Genomic DNA, 25,941 nt, shown 5'->3' with positions numbered 1-25,941 from the left:
CATGTCTCAACTCTATGATATTACCATTGTAGGTGGCGGTCCTGTCGGGCTCTTTGCTGCCTTTTACGCCCACCTACGCCAAGCCAAAGTCCAAATCATCGACTCCCTTCCCCAGCTAGGTGGCCAGCCTGCCATCCTCTATCCTGAGAAGCAAATCCTTGATGTGCCAGGTTTTCCAAACTTAACTGGGGAAGAGCTGACCAATCGCTTGATTGAACAGCTAAACGGCTTTGAAACACCTGTTCACCTCAACGAAACTGTTCTTGAAATAGAGAAACAAGATCAAGGTTTTACCATCACAACCAACAAGGGAAGTCACCTGACCAAAACAGTCATCATTGCCATGGGTGGTGGTGCCTTTAAACCACGTCCACTCGAATTAGACGGTGTTGAAGACTATGAAAATATCCACTACCACGTTTCCAATATCCAACAATACGCTGGCAAGAAAGTAACCATCCTTGGTGGCGGGGACTCCGCAGTGGACTGGGCTCTGGCTTTTGAAAAGATTGCCCCAACTACTCTTGTTCATCGTCGAGATAATTTCCGCGCCTTGGAACATAGTGTGCAAGCCTTGCAAGAATCATCTGTGACCATCAAGACACCGTTCGTCTCTAGCCAACTCCTTGGAGATGGTAAAACACTCGACAAACTAGAAATCACCAAAGTCAAATCAGATGAAACCGAAATTATCGAAGTAGACCATCTCTTTGTCAACTATGGTTTCAAATCATCTGTTGGCAATCTTAAAAATTGGGGGCTGGACCTCAACCGTCACAAGATTATCGTCAATAGCAAGCAAGAATCTAGCCAAGCAGGTATCTATGCCATCGGGGACTGCTGCTACTATGATGGTAAAATTGATTTGATCGCTACAGGACTAGGTGAAGCTCCAACTGCTGTCAACAATGCTATTAACTACATTGACCCAGAACAAAAAGTTCAACCCAAACACTCGACCAGTTTATAATAAAAGAACCACGAATCAACGATTCGTGGTTTTATAGTTCTTCCGCTAATTTATTTATCTTTCTGAGTCTGTGGTTGACACCACTTTTGGTCAGGGGATTGCTCAGGCTATCCGCCAACTGCTGGATAGAGTAGTCTGGATGCTGAATCCTCAAACGAGCCACCTCCTGCAAATCCACTGGTAAATTTTCCAAACCCATTCTATCTTTGATTTTACTGATATTATTGATAGTCTTCATGCTGGCAGAAACTGTCCGAGCGATATTGGCTGTTTCAGCGTTATTGGCGCGATTGAGGTCGTTACGGGTTTCACGCAAAATCTTAACGCGCTCAAAATTATCACGCGCCTGCATGGCCCCAATCACGATCAAGAAATCCATGATGTCTTCTGCACGCTGGAGATAGGTAACTGCACCTTTCTTGCGCTCAATAACCTTGGCGTCCAGCAAAAACTGCTGAAGAAGAGAGGCTAGTCCTTGAGCGTGGTCCAGATAAACGGAACTGATCTCCAACTGGTACTTGCCAGACTCAGGATCTCGAATACTACCATTTGCCAGAAAGGCCCCACATAAGTAGGCACGTCCAGCTTCCTCATCTGCTAAAATATCGGGATCAATACCCGTCTCCAAACCAAAGAAGGAATCCGCAAGCCGCAAATCAGCTAAAAGCTCCTGCACTCTCTCATCGGTATAGACCGTATAGACACGATTCTTACGAAGATTGCTTCTCTGATGGTGACGAATCTCAGACTTAATCTCATAAAAATGGAGAAAGGACTCATAGAGATGCCGAGCCAACTTAGCATTTTCAGTCACAACAGACAAGGTCAGACCAGAAGTCGAGAGACCGATGCTACCAGACATCTTGATGATGGCCGATAGTTCATAACGACTGAGATGGTGTTGACCAAGAATTTCCTCTTTTACTGCAACTGTAAAACTCATTTTCTCACCTGTATAATGCGCATCAATTCATCTACAATCAAATCGCCATCATGGAAGGCCCCTCCATTTTCCAAACGAAGGAAGTTGGATGAAATCACACGAGGAACCTGCTTACAAAGACCAGCAAAATCATGCTCTACCTGAACCAAATATTCATCAAAACGGTTGGTATCCATGTATTCTCTAGGAACCTTTTCGATATTAACCAAGACCGTATCAATAAATGGCCGACCTAAGTGTCGATGGAGGACTTCCACGTGGTCACTGTCTGAAAAGTGCTCTGTTTCCCCACGCTGGGTCATGATATTGCAGACATAGGCGATCTCTGCCTTAGTCTCCAAGAGAGCCTGTCCAATCTCCTCGATGACAATATTCGGCAAAATCGATGTAAAGAGGGAACCAGGCCCCAAGACGATCATATCACTCTCGAGAATGGTATTGACCACTCGACGGCTGGCTTGGGGTGTTTCATCATCCAAGGTATTGGTCACATAGACATGGTCAATCATACCTGGATGATCTGCAATGTGGCTCTCACCTGCCACCTCAGAACCGTCTTTAAAGACTGCATGCAGTGTCAAAGGCTGATCGCTTGAGGGGTAGATTTTTCCTGTTGTGTGGAAAAAGAGACTTAGCAGCTGCATGGCATTGTAAGTGGACCCTTGCATTTCAGAAAGTCCTGCTATAATGATATTTCCTAGAGGATGACCCGCAAAAGCACCAGCGTCTTCTGAAAAGCGGTACTGAAAAACCTTCTCATAAAATTTAGGCATATCCGACATGGCTACCAGAACATTGCGAAGATCGCCTGGTGGTGTCAGCTGTTGGATATTCTTTCTTAGCTCACCAGAAGATCCGCCATCATCAGCTACCGTTACGATGGCTGCGATATCAACATCCTTTTCTCGCAAGCTTTTCAAAATGACGGGGATACCAGTTCCTCCACCAATTACCGTTATCTTTGGTTTTCTCATGAACGGTTTACCGTTTCCTTTCTTCTGTCTTTGTCACGATGGCTTTCATTGACAGGCCAGTTTTTAGCAAGGTCCTCAGCTATGCGCTTGGCAAAGGCAACACTACGGTGTTGTCCACCTGTACATCCTACTGCAATGGTTAAAACAGACTTGCCTTCTTTTTTGTAACTTGGCAAAATGGGCTCAATCAAGGCGAGTAAGTGCTGATAGAAACTTTCAGACTCTTCATGATTCATCACATAGTCATAAACTGCTTGATCCTCACCTGTCTGATTACGGAGTTCAGGGAGGTAGTATGGATTTGGCAAGAAACGGACATCAAAGACCAAGTCTGCATCGATAGGAATACCATACTTGAATCCAAAAGACATGACTTCGATACGGAAAGACTGGGCCTGTTCTTGGTCTGAAAATTGCTCAGCAATGGTTTTACGAAGTTCACGCGGAGTAAGTTCTGTCGTATCCACCACATTTTGGCTCATGTTTTTCAAAGGTGCCAAGAGCTCGCGCTCCAGCTTGATGCCGTCCAAAATCCGACCATCCGCTGCTAGAGGGTGACTCCGTCTGGTTTCCTTGTAACGGGCCACCAATTCCTTATCTGCTGCGTCTAAAAAGAGGATTTTGAAGTCCAAATCATCTTGGTTTTCCAATTCATCCAAAACTGCCTGAATCTCTGAAAAGAAGGAACGGCTCCGCATATCGACTACTAGGGCTAACTTATGGTCATCATCCTTGGTCTCTACCAACTGCAAAAACTTTGGCAAGAGGGCTGGTGGCATATTGTCAATAGTGAAATATCCCAAATCCTCGAAGGACTGAATGGCTACCGTTTTCCCTGCACCACTCATCCCTGTCACAATCACCAGGTGAAGTTGTTTCTTTGTCATCTATCTCTCCTTATATCAAAAAAAGTTTGGCAGAGCCAAACTTCAACTAGCTTATCCAATCTCTGCGATCACTTCAATTTCGACTTTTACATCACGAGGAAGACGTGCAACCTCTACAGCTGAACGAGCTGGAAATTCCTCTTTAAAGGCAGTCTGGTAAACCTCGTTAAAAGGAACAAAGTCATTCATATCACTCAAGAAGCAAGTTGTTTTGACAACATGGTCAAAGTCTGTTCCTGCTTCTGCCAAAATAGCACCGATATTTTTCAAGACTTGTTCTGTCTGTTCTTGGATCGTTTCTCCTACAATTTCTCCAGTTTCAGGAGATAGGGGAACTTGACCGCTAGCAAACAAAAGATTGCCAACGATTTTCCCTTGAACATATGGTCCGATTGCTTTTGGAGCTTTGTCTGTATGAATTGTTTTTGCCATTTCTTTCCCTCACAATTTTTCTAATATTGCATCCCAAGCCTGATCCATCCCTGCCTTGCTAACAGATGAAAAGAGGATGAAGTCGTCACTTGGGTCAAAGTTTAATTTCTTTTTGATTGCTGATTCGTGCTTATTCCACTTACCACGAGGAATCTTGTCCGCCTTGGTCGCAACGATGATAACTGGAATCTCATAATACTTGAGAAATTCATACATCTGCACATCATCTGCTGACGGGTCGTGGCGGAGATCCACCAAACTGACAACCGCACGGAGATTTTCCCTAGTCGTCAGGTACTCCTCAATCATGCGCCCCCACTTTTCACGCTCCTTTTTGGAAACGCGGGCATAGCCATAACCTGGTACATCCACAAAGCGCATCTTGTCATCAATGTTAAAGAAGTTGAGTAGCTGGGTTTTACCAGGTTTCCCCGATGTACGAGCAAGATTCTTGCGGTTCAGCATGGTGTTGATAAAGCTAGATTTGCCAACATTTGAACGCCCTGCAAGGGCAATCTCTGGCAGGTCATCTTGCGGATAGTGGGATTTATTGGCCGCACTGAGCAAGATTTCAGCATTGTGTGTATTAAGTTCCATAGTCACCTCTAGGCTGTTTCTAGGATTGGTTTTTCCGTTCCATCGACAGCTTCTTTTGTGATGCGGACCAATTTCACATTTTCCTGACTCGGTACTTCAAACATAACATCTAGCATGGTTTCTTCGATGATAGAACGAAGACCACGCGCCCCTGTCTTGCGTTCGATAGCCTTATTGGCAATTTCTTGAAGGGCTTCGTCGTCAAATTTCAACTCAACATCATCATAAGAAAGCAAGGTTTGATATTGTTTCACCAAGGCATTTCTTGGTTCTTTCAAGATGCGAACCAAGTCATTGACCGTCAATTGCTCAAGAGCTGCAAAAACAGGCAAGCGTCCAATCAACTCTGGAATAATCCCAAATTTTTGAATGTCTTCTGCGATGATTTCTTGCATGTAGGAGCTGTTTTCGTCAATCGCCTTGTTATTTTGGCCAAAGCCAATAACTTTTTCACCCAGACGTTGTTTAACGATTTCTTCGATGCCATCAAAAGCACCACCCACGATAAAGAGGATATTTTTAGTATCTACCTGAATCATCTCTTGTTGTGGATGTTTGCGTCCTCCTTGAGGCGGCACGCTAGCGACAGTTCCCTCGATAATCTTGAGAAGGGCTTGTTGCACCCCTTCACCCGAAACGTCACGTGTGATAGACACATTCTCGCTCTTCTTGGCAATCTTGTCAATTTCATCCACATAGATAATCCCACGTTCTGCACGTTCGATATTAAAGTCAGCAGCCTGCAAGAGTTTGAGGAGGATATTTTCCACATCCTCACCCACATACCCAGCCTCAGTCAGAGCTGTCGCATCTGCAATGGCAAAAGGCACGTTCAAGCTCTTAGCCAAAGTCTGAGCCAAGAAAGTTTTCCCTGAACCAGTTGGACCAATCATCAGGATATTTGACTTCTGCAAATCCACATCTTCTGACTCTTCACGCGTATCGTGGAAATTAATGCGTTTATAGTGATTGTATACAGCCACTGCCAAGGCACGTTTGGCACGATCCTGACCAATCACATAGTGGTTTAGGATATTGAGGAGTTCGATTGGTTTTGGTACTTCAGACAAGTCTGCCAAAACTTCCTCGGCCAACTCCTCCCGAATGATTTCCTGGGCCAACTCCACACATTCATTACAGATAAAGGCGTTGTTCCCAGCGATTATTTTCTTTACTTCTTCTTGGCTCTTGCCACAAAATGAGCAATAAACCATCATATCATTTTTCCTATTTGTAGGCATGATTTCCTTCCATTCTAATTTATCATTCTATCTAAAATAAGGTCATATAAAAAGCGTGGACACTGTTCACCAGATTAGTAAAAGCATTCAACCAGAGTAAGGCAGACAGTCCATAGCGCTTCTTACGAAAAGCCTGTGCTCCAGTCAAAATACAGATCACACACAAAAAAGCTGTAAAAAATCCAAATATACTGCGCTCCATTAGACTTCCTTTCTATCTCGGTATTCGATGGTAAAATCATAGTCGTTTTTCTCATCTCGGGTGTGAGATTTACTTGCAACTGTCTCAAAACGAGACAAGTCAAACTCTTCAGGGAAATAGGTATCTCCCTCCACCTGAGCATGAATCTGTGTCACGATGATTTCATCTAAATAAGGCTCAAAAGCCTGAAAAATCTGCTTTCCGCCAATGATATAGAGATTTTTTTCCTGACTCTGATACCACGCTAAAACAGACTCCACATCTTGAAATACGAACGCCCCATCTATGATTTCTTCGCTATTGCGCGTTAAAATCAAGGTTTGCCGTTTTGGAAGCAGACGACGTCCCATGCCATCAAAGGTCACTCGCCCCATCAGTATAGCATGATTTAAAGTTGTTTCCTTAAAATGTTGCAACTCTGCTGGCAAATGCCAAGGGAGACGATTTTCCTTCCCAATCACACCTTTTTCATCTTGGGCCCAAATGGCTATGATTTTCTTTGTCATGCTTCCGTCCTTTTTATTGATACTACTATTTTATCAAAATTCTCCCAAAAAGGCTGTTTTGAAACGCGCGCAAAAGAGAGAAAAGGAGCAGGCTTCATTCAGCCTGCTCCTCTCGTCCCTAGGACATATATTTTTTTGCTTCAGATTCAATTTTTTCAACCACTTCTTGGATACTTAGTCCAGTTGTGTCAAGGTAAACTGCATCCTCAGCCTGTTTGAGAGGTGAGGTCTCACGATGACTATCCTTGTAGTCACGCGCCGCAATCTCTTCTTTCAACGTTTCCAAGTTAGTCTCAATCCCTTTAGCAATATTTTCCTTGTAACGACGCTCTGCTCTTTCTTCAACAGAAGCCACTAGGAAAATCTTGAGTTCAGCTTGTGGTAAAACAACTGTCCCGATATCACGCCCATCCATGACGATACCACCTTGCTGAGCAATCTCTTGCTGGAGCGAAACCAGTTTCTCACGCACCTCAGGAATGGCAGCAATGCTTGAAACTTTATTGGTCACTTCATTTTCACGAATCGGATGAGTAATATCAACATCCCCTACAAAAACAAGTTGCTCACCTGTTTCTGAACGACCAAAACTAATGGGGTGTTGGTTAAGAAGCTCAAGAAGTTGGTCTACATTTCCTGCATCCAACTGGTGCTTGAGCGCTATATAAGTCGCAGCACGGTACATAGCACCCGTATCAAGATAAGTGTAACCAAAATCCTTAGCGACAATCTTTGCGACCGTACTCTTACCACTCGAAGCTGGACCATCGATAGCAATTTGAATTGTCTTCATGACCGACTCCTATCTTGTCTTAATCACATCACCCGGGTTGGCAAACCAAGATCCAGATGACATGTGAGAAGGATTTAGGGCTTCTAGCTGGGCAATGGAAATCCCTGCACGTTGAGCAAGAGCCGCTTCTCCCTCTCCAGGCTGTACTGTAAGTGTTCCTTCACCCTCTGTATGTTCTTCCGAACTGCTCTCTGAAGGTGTTGATTCAGAAGAAGCTGTTTCCTCTACCTTGCTACTTGAAGATGATGATTCTTCCACTTTGGAACTTGAACTTGTAGAAGGAGACGATGCATCATAGAAGTCCTTCAAAGATGAAGTACGATTGCTTCCTCCGGTTGATAGGTAAATCAATACAACTACCATCGCTACAACAATTACAAAGAAGAGGCTAGCTAGAACCGTCAAGACACGATTGGCAACAACGCCTTTCCCTTTTTGTTTCCGGTGTCGACGCTCTGATCTTGTTTCTTCCTCATTGTTTTCGTAGATATCTTCTTGCCACGGTTCTTTTTCCATACCTTACTCCTTGTTTTTTTTACATTTTCTTATTACAATATAAATATGAAAGTCACACTTATACCCGAACGGTGCATCGCCTGCGGGCTCTGCCAAACCTATTCTGAACTCTTTGATTACCATGATAATGGAATCGTTCGATTTTACGATGATCCAGTTGAATTGCAAAGAGAAATCGCTGAGACCAGCGATGTTCTAGAGGCCATCAAAAATTGTCCTACAAGAGCACTTCTAAAAGATCCATCGTAGAAAGCAGGGAATGAATGTTATTAATTTTTTCTCATTTTTCCCACACTTACTAGTTTAGCATATTTCTAGGTAAAATTATAGTCTTTTTTGGTTATTTTTTCCTTCAATAATAGAAAGGTCACTTTTTTCTTTGACGAGATAGAGTGGTCTTTTTTTGGTCTCTAGATAAATCTTACTGATATACTTACCGAGAATCCCAATCGTCAGGAGTTGAATCCCTCCAAGAAAGAGAATGACAGCCATCAAAGAGGTCCAACCAGATGTCGGATTTCCCAAGATAAGAGTCCGAAACACTACAAAAAATGTCATCACAAACGAAAGAAAACAAGATAGAAGTCCCGCTACAAAGGCTATACTCAAGGGGAAATCTGAAAAGTTAAGAATCCCTTCAATCGAGTAGAAAAAGAGTTGTCTAAAACTCCAACTGGTCTTGCCAGCCTGTCGTTCAACGTTTGGATAATCAAGATAGTGCGTTTTAAAACCCACCCAGACAAAGAGTCCTTTAGAAAAACGATTGGACTCGGTCAGTGTTAAAATAGCATCTACCACAGACCTTCTCATCATGCGAAAATCACGGACACCTGAGGGCAAGGCCACTGGGCTAATTTTTTGCATGAGGCGGTAAAAGAGGTCGGCACAGAAACTGCGGAAAAATGGTTCTCCCTCCCGACTAGTTCTCCGTGTCCCAACACAGTCCAAGTCTGCATTCTGGTCTAGTAAGGTCTTCATCTCAAGTAGCATACTGGGAGGATCCTGAAGGTCTGCATCCATCACGACCACCAAGTCTCCAGTTGCATGCTGCAAGCCTGCGTATAAGGCTGCCTCTTTTCCAAAATTTCGTGAGAATGAGACATAACATACCGCAGGATTTTGCTCCCGATAGGTCTTCAAAAGGTCCAAGGTTCCATCGCTAGAGCCATCGTCTACAAAGACATACTCGATCTTTGCTCCTAATTCTGGAAGCAGAGCTTCCACAGACTGATAAAAAAGAGGAAGTACTTCCTCTTCGTTTAAACAAGGGACAATGATTGAAATCGTCATCTTAGTCTTCAAATCCATTTGGATGCTTGCTTTGCCAACGCCATGCGTCTTCACACATTTGGGTAATGTCGAGTTCTGCTTCCCATCCGAGCTCTGCTTTAGCTTTTGCTGGGTCTGAGTAGCAAGCAGCGATATCACCTGGGCGACGTTCTACGATGCGGTAAGGAATAGGACGTCCCACTGCTTTTTCCATATTTTGGATAATTTCAAGAACGGAGTAACCTTTACCAGTCCCAAGGTTATAAACATTAAGACCTGAACCTTTTTGAAGCTTTTTCAAAGCTGCAACGTGACCTTTGGCTAGGTCTACGACATGGATATAGTCACGAACCCCTGTTCCATCTTCTGTATCGTAATCATCTCCAAACACTTGTACTTGTTCTAGTTTGCCCACTGCTACTTGTGAAACATAAGGCAAGAGATTGTTTGGAATTCCGTTAGGATTTTCTCCCAAGTCTCCACTTTCATGCGCTCCGATTGGATTAAAGTAACGAAGCAAGACCACATTCCATTCTGAGTCTGCCTTGTAAATATCCGTCAAAATTTCCTCTAGCATGAGCTTGGTACGACCGTATGGATTGGTCACTGAAAGTGGGAAATCTTCTAAGATTGGAACTGTATGAGGATCTCCGTAAACTGTCGCAGAAGAACTGAAGATAATGTTCTTACAATTATTTTCTTCCATGGCTTTTAGAAGGCTGACAGTTCCAGCGATATTGTTGTCATAGTAGGCAAGAGGGATGCGTGTTGATTCGCCAACAGCCTTCAAACCAGCAAAGTGAATGACACCAGTCGGTTCTTCCTGCTTGAAAATATCTCTGAGTGTATCTGTGTCACGGATATCTGCCTCATAAAAAGGAATCTCGACTCCTGTAATTCTCTCAACAACTTCTAAACTTTTACGATTGCTATTAACAAGATTATCCACCACAACCACTTGATGACCTGCTTGGATCAATTCAATAACAGTGTGAGTTCCAATAAATCCGGCACCACCAGTTACCAAAATCTTTTCTTGCATCTTTCTTCCTCGATTCTCGGATTATTTTTTCTTATTTTATCATTTTTGATAGGGAATGTCATTTGCTATCCTAAACTACCTGCTAAAATTTCAGTAAAATTTTATTCGCTTTTTACCCGTTTGACATAGTTTGCAATTGGATAGTTTACTGGGTCCAAGGTCAACTCCTTGTCTTGGACCAGCTGGGCTAGATGGTAACCGATGATAGGACCCGTTGTGAGACCTGATGAACCTAGACCACTAGCCGCATAGACACCTGCCAATCCTGGTACCTGCCCAAAGAAAGGGGAGAAATCACTAGTATAGGCACGGATTCCCACACGCTCACCCGATGATTTCACTCCTGCCAAGGCTGGATAGTGAGGCAAGGCCGCCGCCTCCATTTGTTGGAGCAAGGTTTCATCTACCGTCAAATCAAATCCCATATCATTTTCATGGGTAGCGCCTAAGGACAATTTCCCACCTGCAAAAGGGATCAAATCCCACTCCCCCTCTGGCATGACAACAGGGTAAGATGCTAGGTCTTTGGAGAGCTGATAATCTCGGAGCTGTCCCTTTTGGGGACGAACATCTACCTCATATCCTAAAGGCTCCAAAATGTCTCCCAACCAAGCTCCCGTTGCCAAAATAACCTGATCAAACACCTCTTCACCAATCTGGTAACCTGATGCTAATGGTGTCAGAGTCACTTTTTCTTTGACCGGCTTGACCTGACTGGCTTCTAGTAGACGAGCCACTAGAAGTTGACCATCTACTCTCGCTCCACCAGAAGCATAGAGCAGGCGGTCAAATCCCTGCAAGCCAGGGAATAATTCATTCGCAGACGTTTGGTCCAGAATGGCTAACTGACCTATCAAGGGAGATTCTTCCCTGCGCTGGAGGGCTAGTTCATAGAGTTCCTCAAGCTTGGATTCGTCCTTTTTCAAGAGGAAAACTCCCGAACGCTGATAAAAGTCGATTTTTTGACCAGACTTTTCTAAATCATCCAACAAATCCACATAAAAGTCAGCTCCCAAGCGCGCCATCTTGTACCAGGCTTTATTTCGGCGTTTTGAAAACCAAGGACTGATAATTCCTGCTGCAGCCTTGGTTGCTTGCCCCTGTCCATGGTCAAAAACGGTTACCTCTAGGTCACTTTCTTTCGAGAGGTAGTAGGCAGCTGTTGCCCCTACAATCCCTGCTCCGATAATGGCAACTTTTTTCATTTTCTTCACCTTCTATCTAGATATGGTGGAAAGGATTAGTCGATGCTTGACTCGGCACAATATCAATAGACCAGTCCTTTTCTACCTTCCATTGAGTAAGGAGTGCTGCGATTTTTTCCACAAAAAGCACTTCGATATAATGTCCTGGATCCAATGCCAGTAAACCATCAGACAGCATGTCTTGGGCAGTATGGTAATAGATATCCCCAGTGATATAGACATCAGCTCCTTTTGCCAAAGCATCAGGATAGAGAGACTGACCACTACCACCGCAAATGGCAACTCTTGAAATTTCCTTCTTCAAATCACTCTCTTGATAATGCACCATGCGAAGACTATCAAGACCAAAGACTTGCTTGACATGCTGAGCAAATGCTCCAAAAGTCTGTGGTTTAATGTCACCAATACGCCCAATCCCACGTTCTGGGCCTGTTTCCTGGAGATAAGTCGTCTCCTCAATGCCTAGCATCTGGCAGAACCAGTCATTGAGACCATTCTCTACAATGTCGATATTAGTATGACTGACATAAACGGCAATGTCATGCTTGATAAGGTCGATGTAAATCTGATTTTGTGGACGGCTGGCTACCAAATCCTTAATCGGACGAAAGATAGGCGCATGCTTAACGATAATCAAATCCACACCCTTTTCAATAGCCTCTGCCACCGTGTCTTCACGAATATCAAGGGCAACCATGACCCTTTGGATATCCTTGTCTAAAGTACCGATTTGCAGGCCACGACTGTCTCCCTCCATGGAAAATTCCTGAGGACAAAAGTCTTCATAACGTTTAATCACTTCACTTGCTAACATGGAGCATCTCCTTGATGGCTTGAATCTTATGAGCTAGAACTTGACGTTCTTCTCGATTTTTCTCTGGGATTTGGTCAAGAGCAAACTCTAACTTAGCTGCTTCTTTTTGCCACTTTTGAACGAAGACTGGGCTGACTTCTTTGGACAAGAAGGGGCCAAAGCGAACATCACTAGCTGATAGCTTCATTTGTCCAGCTTCCACCACCAAAATCTCGTAGAATTTGCCAGCTTCTTCTAGGATGCTTTCTGCTACAATCTGAAAACCATTGTCTTGCAACCAGATACGCAAGTCGTCTTCACGATTATTGGGCTGAAGGATCAAACGTTCTACATTAGCCAGCTTGTCCAAGCCTTCTTCCAATATGGTAGCAATCAAACGGCCACCCATACCTGCAATGGTGATAACCGATACTTGGTCGACTTCTTCAAAGGCTGCCAGGCCATTGGCTAAACGGACTTGGATTTTCTCCTTTAAGCCGTGAGTCTCAACATTTTTGACCGCAGACTGGTAGGGACCTTCTACCACCTCACCTGCAATGGCGCTTTTGATTTGGCCTCTCTCAACTAACTCGATAGGCAGATAAGCATGGTCACTCCCCACATCTAGTAAAACGGCCCCCTGTGGCACAAAGGAAGCTACCAATTCTAATCTCTTTGAAATCATCTTCTCTCACTTTCCAAAACTCTATTACCTCTTATTATACCACATTTCAGCTAGCAATCTTGCGCCTAAAAAGACCGCAATCCACAGATTGCAGTCTTTCTTTATTTTTTAGCTTGGTAACGACTGGTCAGGATGAAAATCACGGTAAAGACCAGCATCATGGCCCCATAAACAGGCAACGTTTGTTCAGTCAAGGTTGAAATTTCAAGCAACTTTTGAATCATTGGGAAGAGAGCTGTAGCTAGGAAGCCTCCCACAGACCAGACAATCAAGAGGACACGCCAGAGGGTGAATGGCATACAGGCTCTAAATACGGATAAGAAACCGATAGAGCCCAAGAGATAATAGAGTAGGGTTGAGATTTCTAACTCAGACCAACCTTGACTCGCTCCAAAAATTTTCACAAAAAGAACGCTGAACACGACCATGAGGGCACTTGGTAGGGCACGAAGCATGGATCTTCTGAGGAAGTTTGGTTCAACAGGTTTGATATTTCTCTCAAAAGTCAGAACGAATGGCGGGAAACCTTCCACGAATTGGTCAATCATGGTAATCTGGATTGGAATGAAGGGGAAAATCAAAATCCACTCAGACCGTCCTAGAAGAGCACTGGCGATACAGATGACTGCAAGCAAGAAGGAATAGATGGTCTTTATCAAGAAAATCGGTGCAATGTGAGCAATATTATTAACCACACGACGACCTTCAAAGAGAATCTCAGGAACATCATTGAAGTCTGAGTTCAAGAGAACTAGATTGGCAATCTGACGTGTTGCCGGATCTCCCTCTGCCATCACGATGGAACAGTCTGCTTCACGAAGGGCCAGGATATCATTGACCCCGTCCCCTGTCATAGCTGTTGTATGCCCCGCTTTTTTCAGCGTTTGGATGATGAGTTTCTTTTGATGAGGGGAAACACGTCCGAAAATAGCTGTCTCTTCAGCCATAGCAATCAATTCCTCATCCGTGATTTTTGAACAATCTACATAGCTGTCATAGTCCGCAAAACCAGCTTTCTGGGCAATGCTGGAAACCGTAACTGGATTGTCACCAGAGATAATCTTGAGCCCCACTTCCTGAGAACGGAGATAATCTAGCGTTTCAGCTGCTCCTTCTCGAATGGGGTCCAAGATTTCCAGCAAGGCTAGGGCTTGAATATCAGACGGTTTCTGTGGTTTGTGGTGATCTAGTTTTTCCTGACTAAGAGCTAAGACCAAGACACGAGACCCTCTCTCCAAGGCCTCTCTAGCTTCTAGGACTTCGGAGTCCAATAACATCTCAGGCGCACCTAAGAAAACCGTTCCTAGCCCTTCTAACTCCATGGCTCCCCACTTGCGGTCGCTTGAGAAAGGGAGATTCGAGATCATAGGATAGGCAACCTGTCCTTGGAAACGCTGGCGAATGGCTTGAGCTGTTGGATTTTTATCCTCACTATGGGCCATATAACTGGTCAGGATACTTGCAATAGCTTCATCACCATAAGCTTGAGTTAGCGGAAGAACCGCCTCCACCTGCATCTTTCCTTGGGTGATGGTGCCCGTCTTGTCCAAACAAAGCATATCCACGCGCGCCAAGGTCTCGACAGAGTACATCTCCTGCACTAAAACCTTTTTCAAGCCCAGCTTAATCACCGCAGTCAAGAGCGAAGTAATGGTCAAAAGGGCGATTCCCTTGGGCAACATTCCCAAAAGGGCTGTCGACGAATTTACAACGGAAGACTTAAGAGGCAAGCCTTTTAACATCAAGGCTTCTAACAAGAGAGCTAGACCAAAGGGAATAATAATCTTCCCAGTGAAACCAGCTAGCTTGTCCAGCGATTTCATAATTCGAGAGTTGATCGGTTTCACTGTCTTAGCTTCCAGCATGAGTTTGGAAGCATAATTTTCTGCCCCGACATGGTGAACTTGAGCCAAAACTGCGCCACTGGCTAGGAAACTCCCTGACAAGAGCAAGGCATCCACTTCTTTTTGCGCCAAATCACTCTCACCCGTCAACATGGCTTCATTGACTTCCGCAAATCCTTCCAGAACCAGTGCATCACTAGGGATTTGCTCTCCAGCAGACAAACGAATGACATCTCCTAGAACCAACTCTTCTGGATTGAGAGCAACTTCTTGACCATCACGAATGGTTTTGACCTTTTCCTTGGTCATGAGATTGAGCTTGTCCACCATATGTTTGGCCCGTAGCTCAGTCACAATCCCAGAAAAAGCGTTAAAGCAAATAACGGCAAAGAAAACCAAATTGCTCCAAGCCTGCACAAAAGCAAGCGCTAGAGCGATAATAAAGTTTAATGCGTTAAAAAGTGTAAAAACATTTCGTTTGATGATTTGCCAAGTACTGGTACTGGCTGAAGCGGTAAAGTCATTGACCAAACCTTGAGCCTGTCTTTCCTTGACTTCTCTTTGGGTTAATCCCATAATCTTATTTTTATCCATGAATTCTATCATATCATTTTTTTTAAAAGAATTCTAATCCCATCTAAAACTGTTGGCTGATAACTGAAAAAGTTTGCCAGTAGTCTTTTGATAAGGTATAATAATAAAAGCAATACAATCGAAGGAGATCTCATGTTTTATACTTATTTGCGTGGACTAGTCATGCTGATCTTGTGGTCCATCAATGGCAATGCCCACTATCACAATACTGATAAAATCCCTAGCCGAGACGAAAACTATATCCTCGTCGCACCTCACCGTACCTGGTGGGATCCTGTTTACATGGCCTTTGCGACCAAGCCAAAACAGTTCATCTTTATGGCAAAAAAAGAGCTGTTTAACAACCGTATCTTTGGCTGGTGGATCCGTATGTGTGGCGCCTTTCCTATCGATCGGGAAAAACCTAGTGCCTCTGCCATCAAGTATCCTATCAACGTCCTCAAAAAAAGCGACCGCTCTCTCATCATGTTTCCAAGTGGGAGCCGTCACTCAAATGATGTCAAGGGTGGAGTTGCCTTGATTGCCAAAATGGCTAAGGTTCGCATCATGCCTGTTACCTATACCGGTCCCATGACCTTGAAAGGCTTGGTTAGCCGTGAGCGTGTGGATATGAACTTTGGAAATCCTGTCGATATCTCAGACATCAAGAAAATGAATGATGAAGGGATTGAAATGGTTGCAGACCGTATCCAAGCAGAATTCCAACGTTTGGACGAAGAAACCAAGCAATGGCACAATGATAAAAAACCAAACCCACTCTGGTGGTTTGTCCGCATCCCAGCCCTCATCCTTGCTGTGGTTGTTGGTATCCTAACGATTATCTTTACCTTTATTGCAAGCTTCATCTGGAATCCAGATAAGAAGAGAGAGGTTCTTGGTTAAAAAATACAATTATCCCTTGGCTTTTGCCAAGGGATAATTCTTTTATTCGATTTTCCATTTTTGGGACAACCAGTTGGAAAAGGCTAGAAATCGCTCAGCAACTTGCTCATGATGCCCAAAAGGATCAAAAACAAACTGACCAGTCAGATAACGTTTCTGAAGACTGGTATGGATCTGCTCAGCATAGGCTGGTGCTTGAGCCAAGCGATTGGTATGATGGGCTCCTTCTGTTTGGCCATTCTGTAAATACAGCAAACAATCTAAATTTTTCACCTTTTCTTCCTTGCAATAAGTCACAAAATCAGGATACCAAAAGGAACCACAGATAGAGAAGACACAGGAGACCTTGTCAAAGCTGAAAAGACTGTATACTGCCACCAAACCACCTAGTGAGTAACCTCCATAAGCAAGGCGATTTTTGTCCAGGCGATAAAGCGACTGCAACTTGTCTAAAAGATCTCCAAATAAATGACTATGATAGGCATTTGCCTGACCGCCAAAATCTGGAGCCCCCTCTCTCAGAGCAACTGCCTTCCATGGAGTGTAGTCGTCTAGGCGATGTTTAGAGGTCAAGCCCACTAAAATCACAGATTCTGAAAGGGAAGATAGAAAATCCAAGTTTCCATCATTCAAGAGAATAGCTGGATAGGTTTGGTTGGGATCATAGGCCGAAGGAAGGCTGATCTTAACTTGGATTCCCTCCCAATCAAACTCATTATTTATTGATAAAGTCATTGATTTTCTCAAGGGAATCAATCACTGCTGGACCATAGTCCATCAACTCATCGTAAGAAATGGTCATGATTTTTTGATTCTTAATTGCAGGAACATTTTCCAAAACTTCATTTGCCTTCATCAACTCTACTGCGTTGGCATCCAATTTTTTATTGCGGTCGCTGGTTACATAGATAATCAACTCAGGATCCATTGACACGAGATTTTCCAAGGTCAAGCCTGATGTTCCCGTTGCAACGTTGGTATAACCAAGTTGATTCAACAAGCTTTCTTGCAAAGCAGACTTGTAGGCACCAAAGGTTTCATCATTATAAGCAACCATAATCAAAGCCTTTTTCTTTTCACCTTGGCTTGTTGGATTTGCTTTCTTAACAGCGTCAATTTTAGCTTGTAATTGGGCTGCGTATTCATTAGCCTTGTCCTGAACATTGAAAATCATTCCAAGATTTTTGACATCTTCTACAATATTTCCCAAATCTTGCTGAATCGTTGAGAGAGAAGCTTTTTGTGTATAGACTGGGATTTTGTTTTCATTCCAAGTGCTAACTGTCCCCAAGGATTTTTCAGAAAACATCATGTTTCGACCCATCACAGCATCTGGCTCATAAGAAAGGACTGTCTCTTGAGAGACTGTTTTTTTATCCCCAATTTGAGGAATCGTCGCAATCGCGTCCTTGTATTTGTCTGTTACAGCATTGTCCGGGTTGAGCATGCCAGCAATTTTATCCTTCAAGCCTAACTCCAATAAGATTTCAGTGGTTGAAAGATTGTTGGTGATAACTTTTTCAGGTGCCTTGTCAAAGACTTGTTCGACTTCATTTCCCTTAGCATCATAGGTCTTGACCGTTAACGGATAAGTCGTCTCTGTGCTCGCCTTTTGACTTGTTTCTGTGCTAGACTGTGTGGTAGTTTTTTCTGTAGTAGTATTGCCACAAGCTGCCATGGTTAGGGTAGCTACTGTTACGAGTAAAATACTGAGTGTTTTTTTCATTTTGTTTTCCTTTTCTTTCTTATAAATAGTGAATCATGGCTTGCTGATCCTCAGTCCAAGTCACCTGACTTTGAACTCCGTATACAGTTTGCAATGACTCAGGGGTGATGGTCTCCTTTGGAGTCCCTTGGTAAAGGATTTCTCCCTCTTTCATCAGATAGAGATAATCCGAATAGCGACAAGCAAGTTGAATATCATGCAGGACAGCTAAAACATTGACCTTGAGATTCTTCACAATGGCCAACAAGTCTAGCTGATATTTGATATCCAGGTGATTGGTTGGTTCGTCCAGGAGCAAGAGAGTCGGTTCTTGCGCCAAGGCGCGGGCCAATAAGACTCGTTGTTTCTCCCCCCCTGACAGAGACGAATAGAGACGAGTTTTCTTCTCGAGCATATCCACCTTGACGAGAGCATCTTGAACGAGGGCATAATCTCTTTCCTTTTCCTTCTGTAAAAAAGAGAGGTGGGGAGTTCTTCCCAACAAGACGATTTCTTCAACTGTACAATCAAACTGCAGCTGATTAAACTGGGTGACAACTGCCATTTGCTTAGCTGTTTCTTTGAGTGACCAATGCTCCAGTGGCTTTCCATCTAAGCTTATCAAGCCTTTGTCTGCCTTTTCCTGACGATAGAGGAGTTTAAGCAGGCTGGTTTTTCCACTTCCATTTGGCCCTAGTATCGTATGAAATTGATGCCCCTCAACCTTAAGAGAAACTCCTTTGAGGATTTTTTTCTCTCCTAGTCCAAAGTGGATATCCTGACAAATCAAGTCCATATCAGGCCCTCACCTCCCTTCGCCTACCCCCAACAATGTAAATAAAGAAGGGAGCACCTACTAAGGCTGTAAAAATACCAATTGGCAATTCAGCATTTGGAATAATAACACGAGAGAGTACATCTGCCCAGATGACAAAGAGGGCACCCAGCAAGGTTGCAACGGGAAAAAGCCTCTTGTAATTCGTTCCTACTAACCCTCGAGCTAAATGCGGAGTAATCAGACCGACAAATCCAATAATCCCACAAGTTGCCACTAAGACTGCTGTCAGCACAGCCACCATGGTCACATAAAGATACCAATAAAAGCGTAAGGGAATTCCCAAAGTTAAAGCAGCCTCATCTCCCATCATCATCGCATTGAAAACACGATACTGAGTAGAGAAAAATAGAAAGGCCATTCCTACTATTATAGTTGGCAGGATTAAGTCAGACCAGGTAGTCCCAGCAAGCGAGCCCATGGTCCAAAACTTAATGGTCATCACACTGTCAGCATTAGCGCCAACAGAGATAATAAAGTTGGAAAAGGCCAGAAAAAGAGCATTGACCACCGTTCCTGATAAGATCAGACTAGAAGTCGTCATCCTACCCTGCATAGATGCAATGATGAGGACAGCAATTGTTGCCAAAATAGCTCCAAGAAAAGCCCCAAGGCTAATCATCACTTTTAAACCAAGAATGATGCTCAAAGTTGCACCCAAAGTTGCACCCGCAGAGATTCCTAAGACATAGGGCTCAGCGATGGGGTTGTTCACTGTAGACTGCATCACGCTACCACACATGGAAAGGCCAGCTCCTACTATCAGACCCAGCAATACTCGGGGGAATCTCATGTTCCATACAATGGCAAGAGTGGACTTGGAAACCTCTCCTATCTCAAGAGGAAAACCCAACCTGCTCAAAATAATCCGATAGGTATCTCCTAGATCAATCGCAACGGATCCCATAGAAACTGCTAGAAAAAGGGAAATCCCTAAAACAGCTAGCAAAATACCTAAAAGTAACACAAATTGCAGGTCCCATCGGCTTCCAGAAAATTTGGAAAGCATGAAAACCTCCTTAGACAAAATTAAAAATTTAGAAAATTCTCATGAAAAGTATACCATATTTCTATTAGATGAACAAGGATAGAAACATATATAGAAAAAGTCCTCTGAAATCAGAGAGCTTATTTGAGCTTGGGCTAAAATCATGATTCTTGCTGGATAAAATGTTTATAGACCAGACGACAAGCCGAAGATTGTACGAAAATTTTAGTGAAACAAAAAATCTCCCCGAAGGGAGATGATCTGGTTTATTTTATCTTACAGTGCTAGGAACCGTAACCGAAGATAATACTTAAGTATATCGATGTAAGGTGACAAAAGTAAAAAAGCTACCCAATTTAGAGTAGTTTCATTATCAAGATATGCTCAATTGAATACGGCCTAAGCAAGCGGATAAAAACAAAAAGCTCTCTGAAATCAGAAAGCTTGATTTGAGCTCGGGCTAAAATCCTAGTGAAAAAGATGAAACTCCTTGTGTTCATCGAACACTGTTTCCTTTCCCTATTTTCATACGGATTTTTAACGCCCTTAGCATCATGATTCTTGCCGGATAAACCGTTTATAGACTAGGCGATGAGCCGAAGATTGTATAAAAATTTTAGTGAAACAAAAAATCTCCCCGAAGGGAGATGATCTGGTTTATTTTACCTTACAGTGCTAGGAACCGTAACCGAAGATAATACTTTAGTATATCGAGGTAAAGTGACAACGCAATGTAAGTAGAAAATAAAGCAGATTAACGACGAAGTCCGAGAGAGTTGATCAACTCACGGTAACGGTTAACGTCGTTTTTACGCAAGTATGCAAGCAAGTTACGACGGCGACCGATTTTCTTCATCAATCCACGGTAAGTAGCGTGGTCTTTTTTGTGTTGTTTGATGTGTTCGTTAAGGTGGTTGATTTCCCAAGTAAGGACAGCAACTTGAACCTCTACTGAACCTGTATCACCTTCGTGACGTGCATATTGTGCGATGATTTCATTTTTTTTCTCTTTTGAGATTGCCATGATGTTTCTCCTTTTTATTTGGCTTCATCCGAGTGACAGGTTGGCATGCCTGTAACCAAGAAGAAGTTATTTGTCTTTACGACAGTTCTTATTCTACCAAGAAGCAGGGACTTTGTCAACTGATTTACTGTTTAAACGCTTGAATTACTCTACTGATTTCAGGGCTTCGAGCATATCCACTTTTCTCAAGTGGTAATTGACAAAGACCCCCAGTAAAGCTAAGATTACAGTCACTGCGACGATTGGAAGAGCATAGACTTCCCAGCTAACTTGTGGATAAAAAAGTATGGTGGCTGGTGAAATCATTTGAATCAAAAATTGATGTAAATAGTGGCCAGCTACCAAACTGAGAGCAATCCCCACAAGGGACAGCACCATAGTCTCGCGGTAGATATAGAGGGTCACTTCTTTATTATGGAAACCGAGAACCTTAATAGTGGAAAGTTCACGAATACGTTCTGCCACATTGATGTTAGTGAGATTGTAGAGGATGACAATGGCTAGTAAAACGGAAACAAGGACAAGGATGGCCATGGTTTTATTGAGCGAACTAGCCACGGATTCAAAGAGATGGATAGCCGTTGTATTTTGGACTACCCCAGAAATAGCTGCTTTTTCCATAAAGCTAGCCGCTTCTTTCTCCGTATTGGAAGGTGTTGGATCTTTTAATTTTACTAGGTAGGTATTGTCTTGAGGACGGGTGCCGTAGACTTGTTCGTAAGTCGCTCTATTGAGATAAACAAAGTGTCCAACATAGTTTTCAGAAATAGCCGCGACCTTAATTTCCTTCCCATCAAGCTCCAGCTCGTCCCCAACCTTAACATTTGCTAGTTGAGCTAGTTTTTGACTCACGACCGCTCCAGCAGTAATCTCCACCTCTTGGCCATTTTCCTCTAATGCGATAAAGGGCTTGAAGTCTTCTCCACTAGTAACCATCATGGTGATGGTTTGAAGTCCTGCTTTTCCTTTAAAATCTTTTTCAATGGATTTAGAATAAATCTTTTGGTAAGCATGGATAGATTCAGCCTGCAAGGCACTTTCCAGATCTGCTTTTTCTTGCTCCGTCGCACTGCTCTTTTCCGCTACAATCATCTGGTATTGCTGGATTTGTTCAAATTGACGCTCGACAACTCCTCCTACAGAAGACTGAATGCCAAGACCTGCAAATAAGAGAGCCACCGAACCTGCAACTCCAAAAATGGTCATCAACATCCGTTGCTTATAACGGAAAATATTTCGCGCCGTAACCTTATGAGTAAAACTCAAACGACTCCAAATAGAGCTCAGGCGTTCCAGCAAAATCTTTGATCCCTTAACGGGAGGTTTTGGAAGTAAGAGTTGGGCTGCTTCATCGTGTAGTTCCCTCCGTGCCACCAAATAAGCCGGCAAAACACTGGATACCCAACTTAAGGTTAGGGCAAGGAGGCTATAAGACCAGTAAAAATACTCCTGACTTTTACCAACAACCATCCCAGCTGTTATAACATCCGAAATCACGCCTGCAAGGAGATAATGTCCTAGAAGCGTTCCTAAAATGGTTCCTACAGTTCCTGCAAGAAAACCATAGAGGACAAACTTAGCAATTATATCTTGATTCCGGTAGCCTAGGGCCTTGAAAATACCGGCATTGGTACGTTCTTCATCCACAAAGCGAGTCATCGTTGTAAAGGTCACCATTGCAGCGACCATATAAAGCACAACGGGGAAGATATTTCCGATAGAACGGATACTTGTTGATACATTGCTGTACATGAGGTAGCCTTGTCCACCTGGTATGGTTTCGCGATTGTATACATGGTATTTCGGCTCCGTTAGTTCATCAAGCTCTTTCTGACGCTGTTCTAACTTCTCTTTTTCCTTAGTTAAATCACTCTCTGTCTGAGCCAGTTTTTCTTTTGTAGTCGCCAGTTCTTCCTTTGCTTTTGTCAGCTGTCCCTTGGCTTGACTCTTTTGTGGTTCTGGTAAAGCGGTCGCTTGTTCTTCTTGCGTTTTCAAGCGACTTTCGGCCTGCTCTAACTGACTCTTGCCATTTTCAAGGTTGCTTTCAGCAGTTTGGAGCTGTTCTTTTCCCTCTTCCAGGCTCTTTTGCCCATTTGTTTTGATACTTGCTAATCTTTTTTGACCATTATCAACTAGCAAATATTGCAACTCTTACTGATGTTGGGTTCGTTTGGTCTTATAGTCTGATGAAAAAGCATCCAGATTTTTTAAATCATCATAGCGCACACGCGCAATACTATAAACATCTGAATCAAACTGACTTGGTAAAATCACTCCATAGCCAGCCAAGCTTCCATTTCCACTACTAGCACTTCCTAAATCTTCTTTAGAAAGGATTTCACCCGACTGAACAAATCCAGTAATTGTAAAAGTTTGGGATTTTAAGACGGACTTCCCTTCTTCTTTCTTGGTAAAGGTAATGGTCTCTCCAATATGATAGCGGTCTTTCCAGAAGTCGGCTAGGGCAATTTCCTCATCAGCCTCTGGCAGTCGCCCTTCTGTCACTTGGAAGGTTGAAAACCCCTCTGGCTTGGAATAAAGTCGAACCGCTTCTTCACTATTTTCAACGGTTAGGTCTTCCATATAGCCAAACTCAACACTTGCTCCTTGAAGGGTCTTTAGTTCGTCTTGGTCTTCTTTGTCCAAGCCATAATCAGCTATTACTGCCAGATCCAGGGTATTGGCTTTACGGAGATAATCCCCTGCCGTGCGTTCCATGTTTGGACTGGCTACTTTAAGACCTACTAGGGCTAAAGAACCCAGCATCATCAAGGTCAAGATAGAAACAAAGCGTCCCTTTGAAGCCGTCACTGACTGAAATAGGTCTTTCCGATATGTTTTTTTCATCCTAATACTCCAATGTATCGATATCCTGCAGATGCTCATTAATCGTTACACTCTTAACCGTGGCATCACGCATATGAATCACGCGGTCTGCGATAGGAACTAGCGCGCCATTGTGGGTCACGATAATCACCGTCGCTCCTTTTTGACGAGACATGTCTTGGAGAATCTTCAAGACTTGCTTCCCCGTTTGGTAATCCAAGGCACCTGTCGGTTCATCACAGAGGAGAATTTTAGGATTTTTGGCTACCGCGCGTGCAATGGAGACTCGCTGTTGCTCCCCTCCAGAAAGCTGGGCTGGAAAGTTATTGAGGCGGTGACCTAACCCTACGTCATTGAGCACTTGCTCTGGATCTAGGGCATCCGCTACGATTTCTGAGGCCAACTCCACGTTTTCCTTGGCTGTCAGATTAGAGACTAGATTGTAAAATTGAAAAACAAAACCCACATCTTCACGACGATAGTTTGTTCGTTGGTGCGAACTATAGTTGGCAATATTGGCACCATCAATCCAAATCTCCCCCTCATCATTGGTGTCCATACCTCCTAGGAGATTAAGAACGGTTGATTTTCCAGCACCTGAAGCACCAAGGATAATAACCAGCTCCCCCTTTTCAATTTCAAAATTCACATCTCGATTAGCCACAATCTCCGTATCCCCAACTTGGTAACGCTTGTAACTGTGTTTCATTTCAATATAAGCCGGCTCTATAATTTCTGTAGTGGGTAAAGCCACCATAGGGATTATGGAGCCGATTTTGTTGTAGAAAAAAGCCCCATAAGACCTATAATGAAAAAGTGACCAAACCCTCATTAGAAAGAATCTTATGGAACAATTAAATTTTATCACAAACATACTCGGAATTAAAGACAAGAACATCATAATCTTGGATTATCTGGATGCTGGAACACATAAAGAAATCATCGCTAAGCTAGATTATCCTGCTCCTAAGTATCTCGATTGTCAAGGACAAATGGCTAAATATGACTTCCAAAAAGAATCTAAAATTCCCTATCTAGAGTGTGCGGGATACAAAACTTTTATTCGATTGAGAAAACGCCGTTTTCGTTGTAAAGTATGCGGAAAAATAGCTGTCGCAGAGACTTCCTTAGTCAAAAAGAACTACCAAATCTCAACGATCGTCAACCAGAAAATCACTCAAAAATTAATCGAGAAAGTCCCTATGACTGCTATCGCCGAAAATTTATCGGTCTCTACTTCGACAGTCATCCGTAAATTGAAAGAGTTCGAGGTCAAGTCTGATCTTAACCACCTTCCAGAACACATGAGCTGGGATGAGTACAGCTTCAAGAAAGGTAAGATAAGCTTCATTGCACAGGACTACGATACAAGAAAGATCGTAGCTATCCTAGATGGACGGACTCAAGCAACTATTCGCAATCATTTCCTTCGTTATTCTAGACAGGTGAGAAGTCGTGTGAAAGTCATTACCATGGACATGTTTAGTCCCTACTACGATATTGCCAGAAAACTATTTCCTTCTGCTAAAATCGTCCTCGACCGCTTTCACATTGTCCAGCATCTCAGTCGAGCTATGAACCACCTTCCCATCCAAATCATGAATCAGTTTGATCGGAGATCGCACGAATATAAAGCACTGAAACGTTACTGGAAACTCATTCAACAGGATAGCCGTAAACTCAGTGATAAACGATTTTATCGACCAACTTTTCGGTCACACTTGACCAATAAAGAGGTTCTAGAAAAGCTGCTTTCATACTCTTAAGAACTTAGACAGCACTATAATCTCTATCAACTCCTACTCTTTCATTTTCAAGAGAAACAAACGGAACATTTCTTTAGTCTTATTGAAGAAACAACTTCTTCTGTAAATCCTATTTTTCAAACTGTTTTCAAGACCTTTTTGAAAGATAAAGACAAGATCATGAATGCACTGGAACTTCCCTACTCAAACGTAAAACTAGAGGCTACCAATAATCTTATCAAAGTCATCAAGCGAAATGCTTTTGGCTTCCGGAACTTTGACAACTTTAAAACTAGAATTCTCATTGCTTTGAACATCAAAAAGGAGAGAACCAATTTGGTCCTCTCCAGGTTATAACTTTTCATCAACCCACTACAGTTGACAAAGAGCCCACTGTTTATTTGCTGATCATTAATTGTATAACAATTACGATAGTTCTTTGC

Annotated in this window: 24 protein-coding genes and 2 pseudogenes; 4 read left to right on the top strand and 22 right to left on the bottom strand. The window is 43.1% G+C overall.

The annotated features are described in order from the left end of the window. Position 1 precedes the first annotated feature (1 nt). A complete protein-coding gene (locus tag NML69_RS07355) occupies positions 2 to 970 on the top strand; it encodes an NAD(P)/FAD-dependent oxidoreductase (protein WP_254726056.1) in 969 nt (322 codons plus the stop codon). Between the two features lie 31 nt (positions 971 to 1,001). Here the strand turns inward: NML69_RS07355 and whiA are convergent, their stop codons facing one another. The 9 genes from whiA to NML69_RS07310 form a co-directional block, all read right to left on the bottom strand. Beyond that, complete coding sequence (gene whiA / locus NML69_RS07350; protein WP_254726054.1) at positions 1,002 to 1,913, bottom strand: DNA-binding protein WhiA; 912 nt, start codon at positions 1,911 to 1,913, stop codon at positions 1,002 to 1,004. Then, the gene (locus NML69_RS07345; protein ID WP_001231053.1) at positions 1,910 to 2,887 is read right to left on the bottom strand and encodes a YvcK family protein; all 978 of its coding nucleotides are present in this window, start codon (positions 2,885 to 2,887) and stop codon (positions 1,910 to 1,912) included. Before NML69_RS07345 ends, whiA begins: the two co-directional genes overlap by 4 nt. Next, on the bottom strand, positions 2,884 to 3,774 hold the full coding sequence (rapZ, locus tag NML69_RS07340; protein ID WP_000163039.1) for an RNase adapter RapZ: 891 nt from the start codon (positions 3,772 to 3,774) through the stop codon (positions 2,884 to 2,886). The genes NML69_RS07345 and rapZ overlap by 4 nt, the downstream gene beginning before the upstream one ends. Positions 3,775 to 3,825: 51 nt before the next feature. After that, positions 3,826 to 4,206 (bottom strand): RidA family protein, encoded by a 381-nt coding sequence (locus NML69_RS07335; RefSeq protein WP_001140420.1) that lies wholly within the window; start codon positions 4,204 to 4,206, stop codon positions 3,826 to 3,828. A 9-nt stretch (positions 4,207 to 4,215) separates the two neighbouring features. After that, positions 4,216 to 4,803 (bottom strand): ribosome biogenesis GTP-binding protein YihA/YsxC, encoded by a 588-nt coding sequence (gene yihA / locus NML69_RS07330; RefSeq protein WP_000422595.1) that lies wholly within the window; start codon positions 4,801 to 4,803, stop codon positions 4,216 to 4,218. 8 nt (positions 4,804 to 4,811) lie between these two features. Then, positions 4,812 to 6,044, bottom strand: coding sequence for an ATP-dependent Clp protease ATP-binding subunit ClpX (gene clpX, locus NML69_RS07325; RefSeq protein WP_254726052.1), 1,233 nt, complete (start codon positions 6,042 to 6,044; stop codon positions 4,812 to 4,814). A gap of 201 nt (positions 6,045 to 6,245) precedes the next feature. Next, positions 6,246 to 6,752 (bottom strand): dihydrofolate reductase, encoded by a 507-nt coding sequence (locus tag NML69_RS07320; RefSeq protein ID WP_254726050.1) that lies wholly within the window; start codon positions 6,750 to 6,752, stop codon positions 6,246 to 6,248. 118 nt (positions 6,753 to 6,870) lie between these two features. Continuing rightward, a complete protein-coding gene (cmk, locus tag NML69_RS07315; RefSeq protein ID WP_254726048.1) occupies positions 6,871 to 7,545 on the bottom strand; it encodes a (d)CMP kinase in 675 nt (224 codons plus the stop codon). Positions 7,546 to 7,554: 9 nt separating this feature from the next. Then, positions 7,555 to 8,061, bottom strand: a complete 507-nt coding sequence (locus NML69_RS07310) for an SAG1386/EF1546 family surface-associated protein (protein ID WP_254726046.1) — start codon at positions 8,059 to 8,061, stop codon at positions 7,555 to 7,557. A 45-nt stretch (positions 8,062 to 8,106) separates the two neighbouring features. On the opposite strand from NML69_RS07310, the gene NML69_RS07305 reads away from it, so the two are divergent. Further along, positions 8,107 to 8,310, top strand: coding sequence for a ferredoxin (locus NML69_RS07305; protein ID WP_002874767.1), 204 nt, complete (start codon positions 8,107 to 8,109; stop codon positions 8,308 to 8,310). A gap of 75 nt (positions 8,311 to 8,385) precedes the next feature. Here the strand turns inward: NML69_RS07305 and NML69_RS07300 are convergent, their stop codons facing one another. From NML69_RS07300 to NML69_RS07275, 6 genes are all read right to left on the bottom strand, one after another. Beyond that, entirely contained in the window at positions 8,386 to 9,369 is a 984-nt protein-coding gene (locus NML69_RS07300) for a glycosyltransferase family 2 protein (protein WP_254726044.1), read from the bottom strand. Beyond that, on the bottom strand, positions 9,353 to 10,372 hold the full coding sequence (gene galE / locus NML69_RS07295; RefSeq protein WP_001156534.1) for a UDP-glucose 4-epimerase GalE: 1,020 nt from the start codon (positions 10,370 to 10,372) through the stop codon (positions 9,353 to 9,355). Before galE ends, NML69_RS07300 begins: the two co-directional genes overlap by 17 nt. 101 nt (positions 10,373 to 10,473) lie before the next feature. Continuing rightward, a complete protein-coding gene (locus NML69_RS07290; protein ID WP_254726042.1) occupies positions 10,474 to 11,577 on the bottom strand; it encodes an FAD-binding oxidoreductase in 1,104 nt (367 codons plus the stop codon). Positions 11,578 to 11,593: 16 nt separating this feature from the next. Further along, on the bottom strand, positions 11,594 to 12,391 hold the full coding sequence (locus NML69_RS07285) for a Nif3-like dinuclear metal center hexameric protein (protein WP_254726040.1): 798 nt from the start codon (positions 12,389 to 12,391) through the stop codon (positions 11,594 to 11,596). After that, positions 12,378 to 13,055 (bottom strand): tRNA (adenine(22)-N(1))-methyltransferase TrmK, encoded by a 678-nt coding sequence (locus NML69_RS07280; RefSeq protein ID WP_125840786.1) that lies wholly within the window; start codon positions 13,053 to 13,055, stop codon positions 12,378 to 12,380. Before NML69_RS07280 ends, NML69_RS07285 begins: the two co-directional genes overlap by 14 nt. A 101-nt stretch (positions 13,056 to 13,156) precedes the next feature. Continuing rightward, positions 13,157 to 15,493: a cation-translocating P-type ATPase gene (locus NML69_RS07275; protein WP_254726038.1), complete on the bottom strand. Its 2,337-nt coding sequence runs from the start codon at positions 15,491 to 15,493 to the stop codon at positions 13,157 to 13,159. A gap of 132 nt (positions 15,494 to 15,625) precedes the next feature. Here NML69_RS07275 and NML69_RS07270 point away from each other — a divergent pair, with 132 nt between their 5' ends. Continuing rightward, complete coding sequence (locus NML69_RS07270) at positions 15,626 to 16,375, top strand: 1-acyl-sn-glycerol-3-phosphate acyltransferase (RefSeq protein ID WP_254726037.1); 750 nt, start codon at positions 15,626 to 15,628, stop codon at positions 16,373 to 16,375. A gap of 42 nt (positions 16,376 to 16,417) precedes the next feature. Here the strand turns inward: NML69_RS07270 and NML69_RS07265 are convergent, their stop codons facing one another. From NML69_RS07265 to NML69_RS07235, 7 genes and pseudogenes are all read right to left on the bottom strand, one after another. Continuing rightward, the gene (locus tag NML69_RS07265; protein ID WP_254726035.1) at positions 16,418 to 17,110 is read right to left on the bottom strand and encodes an alpha/beta hydrolase-fold protein; all 693 of its coding nucleotides are present in this window, start codon (positions 17,108 to 17,110) and stop codon (positions 16,418 to 16,420) included. Continuing rightward, complete coding sequence (locus NML69_RS07260; protein ID WP_049485159.1) at positions 17,091 to 18,101, bottom strand: ABC transporter substrate-binding protein; 1,011 nt, start codon at positions 18,099 to 18,101, stop codon at positions 17,091 to 17,093. The genes NML69_RS07265 and NML69_RS07260 overlap by 20 nt, the downstream gene beginning before the upstream one ends. A gap of 19 nt (positions 18,102 to 18,120) precedes the next feature. Further along, positions 18,121 to 18,876 carry an ABC transporter ATP-binding protein gene (locus tag NML69_RS07255; protein WP_254726033.1) on the bottom strand — a complete coding sequence of 252 codons (756 nt, stop codon included), beginning with the start codon at positions 18,874 to 18,876 and terminating at the stop codon, positions 18,121 to 18,123. A 1-nt stretch (position 18,877) separates the two neighbouring features. After that, complete coding sequence (locus NML69_RS07250) at positions 18,878 to 19,924, bottom strand: iron ABC transporter permease (protein WP_254726031.1); 1,047 nt, start codon at positions 19,922 to 19,924, stop codon at positions 18,878 to 18,880. Positions 19,925 to 20,657: 733 nt separating this feature from the next. Then, positions 20,658 to 20,927, bottom strand: a complete 270-nt coding sequence (gene rpsO / locus NML69_RS07245) for a 30S ribosomal protein S15 (protein WP_001018251.1) — start codon at positions 20,925 to 20,927, stop codon at positions 20,658 to 20,660. Positions 20,928 to 21,071: 144 nt separating this feature from the next. Beyond that, positions 21,072 to 23,780: pseudogene (locus NML69_RS07240) on the bottom strand (FtsX-like permease family protein). Then, positions 23,776 to 24,510, bottom strand: a complete 735-nt coding sequence (locus NML69_RS07235; protein WP_302851711.1) for an ABC transporter ATP-binding protein — start codon at positions 24,508 to 24,510, stop codon at positions 23,776 to 23,778. The pseudogene NML69_RS07240 and the gene NML69_RS07235 overlap by 5 nt, the downstream one beginning before the upstream one ends. A gap of 88 nt (positions 24,511 to 24,598) precedes the next feature. On the opposite strand from NML69_RS07235, the pseudogene NML69_RS07230 reads away from it, so the two are divergent. Then, positions 24,599 to 25,855, top strand: a pseudogene (locus NML69_RS07230) (ISL3 family transposase). The last annotated feature ends 86 nt before the right edge of the window (positions 25,856 to 25,941 follow it).

This window comes from Streptococcus sp. CF8-6, assembly GCF_024295845.1.
Lineage (GTDB): Bacteria > Bacillota > Bacilli > Lactobacillales > Streptococcaceae > Streptococcus > Streptococcus oralis_BO.
This window is presented reverse-complemented; position numbering and strand designations above follow the sequence as displayed.

What these genes read in the sequence shown, in the direction of transcription:
- NML69_RS07355 (WP_254726056.1), top strand. Translation starts at nt 2, where the DNA reads ATGTCTCAACTCTATGATATTACCATTGTAGGTGGCGGTCCTGTCGGG.
- whiA (WP_254726054.1), bottom strand. Translation starts at nt 1,913, where the DNA reads ATGAGTTTTACAGTTGCAGTAAAAGAGGAAATTCTTGGTCAACACCAT.
- NML69_RS07345 (WP_001231053.1), bottom strand. Translation starts at nt 2,887, where the DNA reads ATGAGAAAACCAAAGATAACGGTAATTGGTGGAGGAACTGGTATCCCC.
- rapZ (WP_000163039.1), bottom strand. Translation starts at nt 3,774, where the DNA reads ATGACAAAGAAACAACTTCACCTGGTGATTGTGACAGGGATGAGTGGT.
- NML69_RS07335 (WP_001140420.1), bottom strand. Translation starts at nt 4,206, where the DNA reads ATGGCAAAAACAATTCATACAGACAAAGCTCCAAAAGCAATCGGACCA.
- yihA (WP_000422595.1), bottom strand. Translation starts at nt 4,803, where the DNA reads ATGGAACTTAATACACACAATGCTGAAATCTTGCTCAGTGCGGCCAAT.
- clpX (WP_254726052.1), bottom strand. Translation starts at nt 6,044, where the DNA reads ATGCCTACAAATAGGAAAAATGATATGATGGTTTATTGCTCATTTTGT.
- NML69_RS07320 (WP_254726050.1), bottom strand. Translation starts at nt 6,752, where the DNA reads ATGACAAAGAAAATCATAGCCATTTGGGCCCAAGATGAAAAAGGTGTG.
- cmk (WP_254726048.1), bottom strand. Translation starts at nt 7,545, where the DNA reads ATGAAGACAATTCAAATTGCTATCGATGGTCCAGCTTCGAGTGGTAAG.
- NML69_RS07310 (WP_254726046.1), bottom strand. Translation starts at nt 8,061, where the DNA reads ATGGAAAAAGAACCGTGGCAAGAAGATATCTACGAAAACAATGAGGAA.
- NML69_RS07305 (WP_002874767.1), top strand. Translation starts at nt 8,107, where the DNA reads ATGAAAGTCACACTTATACCCGAACGGTGCATCGCCTGCGGGCTCTGC.
- NML69_RS07300 (WP_254726044.1), bottom strand. Translation starts at nt 9,369, where the DNA reads ATGGATTTGAAGACTAAGATGACGATTTCAATCATTGTCCCTTGTTTA.
- galE (WP_001156534.1), bottom strand. Translation starts at nt 10,372, where the DNA reads ATGCAAGAAAAGATTTTGGTAACTGGTGGTGCCGGATTTATTGGAACT.
- NML69_RS07290 (WP_254726042.1), bottom strand. Translation starts at nt 11,577, where the DNA reads ATGAAAAAAGTTGCCATTATCGGAGCAGGGATTGTAGGGGCAACAGCT.
- NML69_RS07285 (WP_254726040.1), bottom strand. Translation starts at nt 12,391, where the DNA reads ATGTTAGCAAGTGAAGTGATTAAACGTTATGAAGACTTTTGTCCTCAG.
- NML69_RS07280 (WP_125840786.1), bottom strand. Translation starts at nt 13,055, where the DNA reads ATGATTTCAAAGAGATTAGAATTGGTAGCTTCCTTTGTGCCACAGGGG.
- NML69_RS07275 (WP_254726038.1), bottom strand. Translation starts at nt 15,493, where the DNA reads ATGGATAAAAATAAGATTATGGGATTAACCCAAAGAGAAGTCAAGGAA.
- NML69_RS07270 (WP_254726037.1), top strand. Translation starts at nt 15,626, where the DNA reads ATGTTTTATACTTATTTGCGTGGACTAGTCATGCTGATCTTGTGGTCC.
- NML69_RS07265 (WP_254726035.1), bottom strand. Translation starts at nt 17,110, where the DNA reads ATGACTTTATCAATAAATAATGAGTTTGATTGGGAGGGAATCCAAGTT.
- NML69_RS07260 (WP_049485159.1), bottom strand. Translation starts at nt 18,101, where the DNA reads ATGAAAAAAACACTCAGTATTTTACTCGTAACAGTAGCTACCCTAACC.
- NML69_RS07255 (WP_254726033.1), bottom strand. Translation starts at nt 18,876, where the DNA reads ATGGACTTGATTTGTCAGGATATCCACTTTGGACTAGGAGAGAAAAAA.
- NML69_RS07250 (WP_254726031.1), bottom strand. Translation starts at nt 19,924, where the DNA reads ATGCTTTCCAAATTTTCTGGAAGCCGATGGGACCTGCAATTTGTGTTA.
- rpsO (WP_001018251.1), bottom strand. Translation starts at nt 20,927, where the DNA reads ATGGCAATCTCAAAAGAGAAAAAAAATGAAATCATCGCACAATATGCA.
- NML69_RS07235 (WP_302851711.1), bottom strand. Translation starts at nt 24,510, where the DNA reads ATGGTGGCTTTACCCACTACAGAAATTATAGAGCCGGCTTATATTGAA.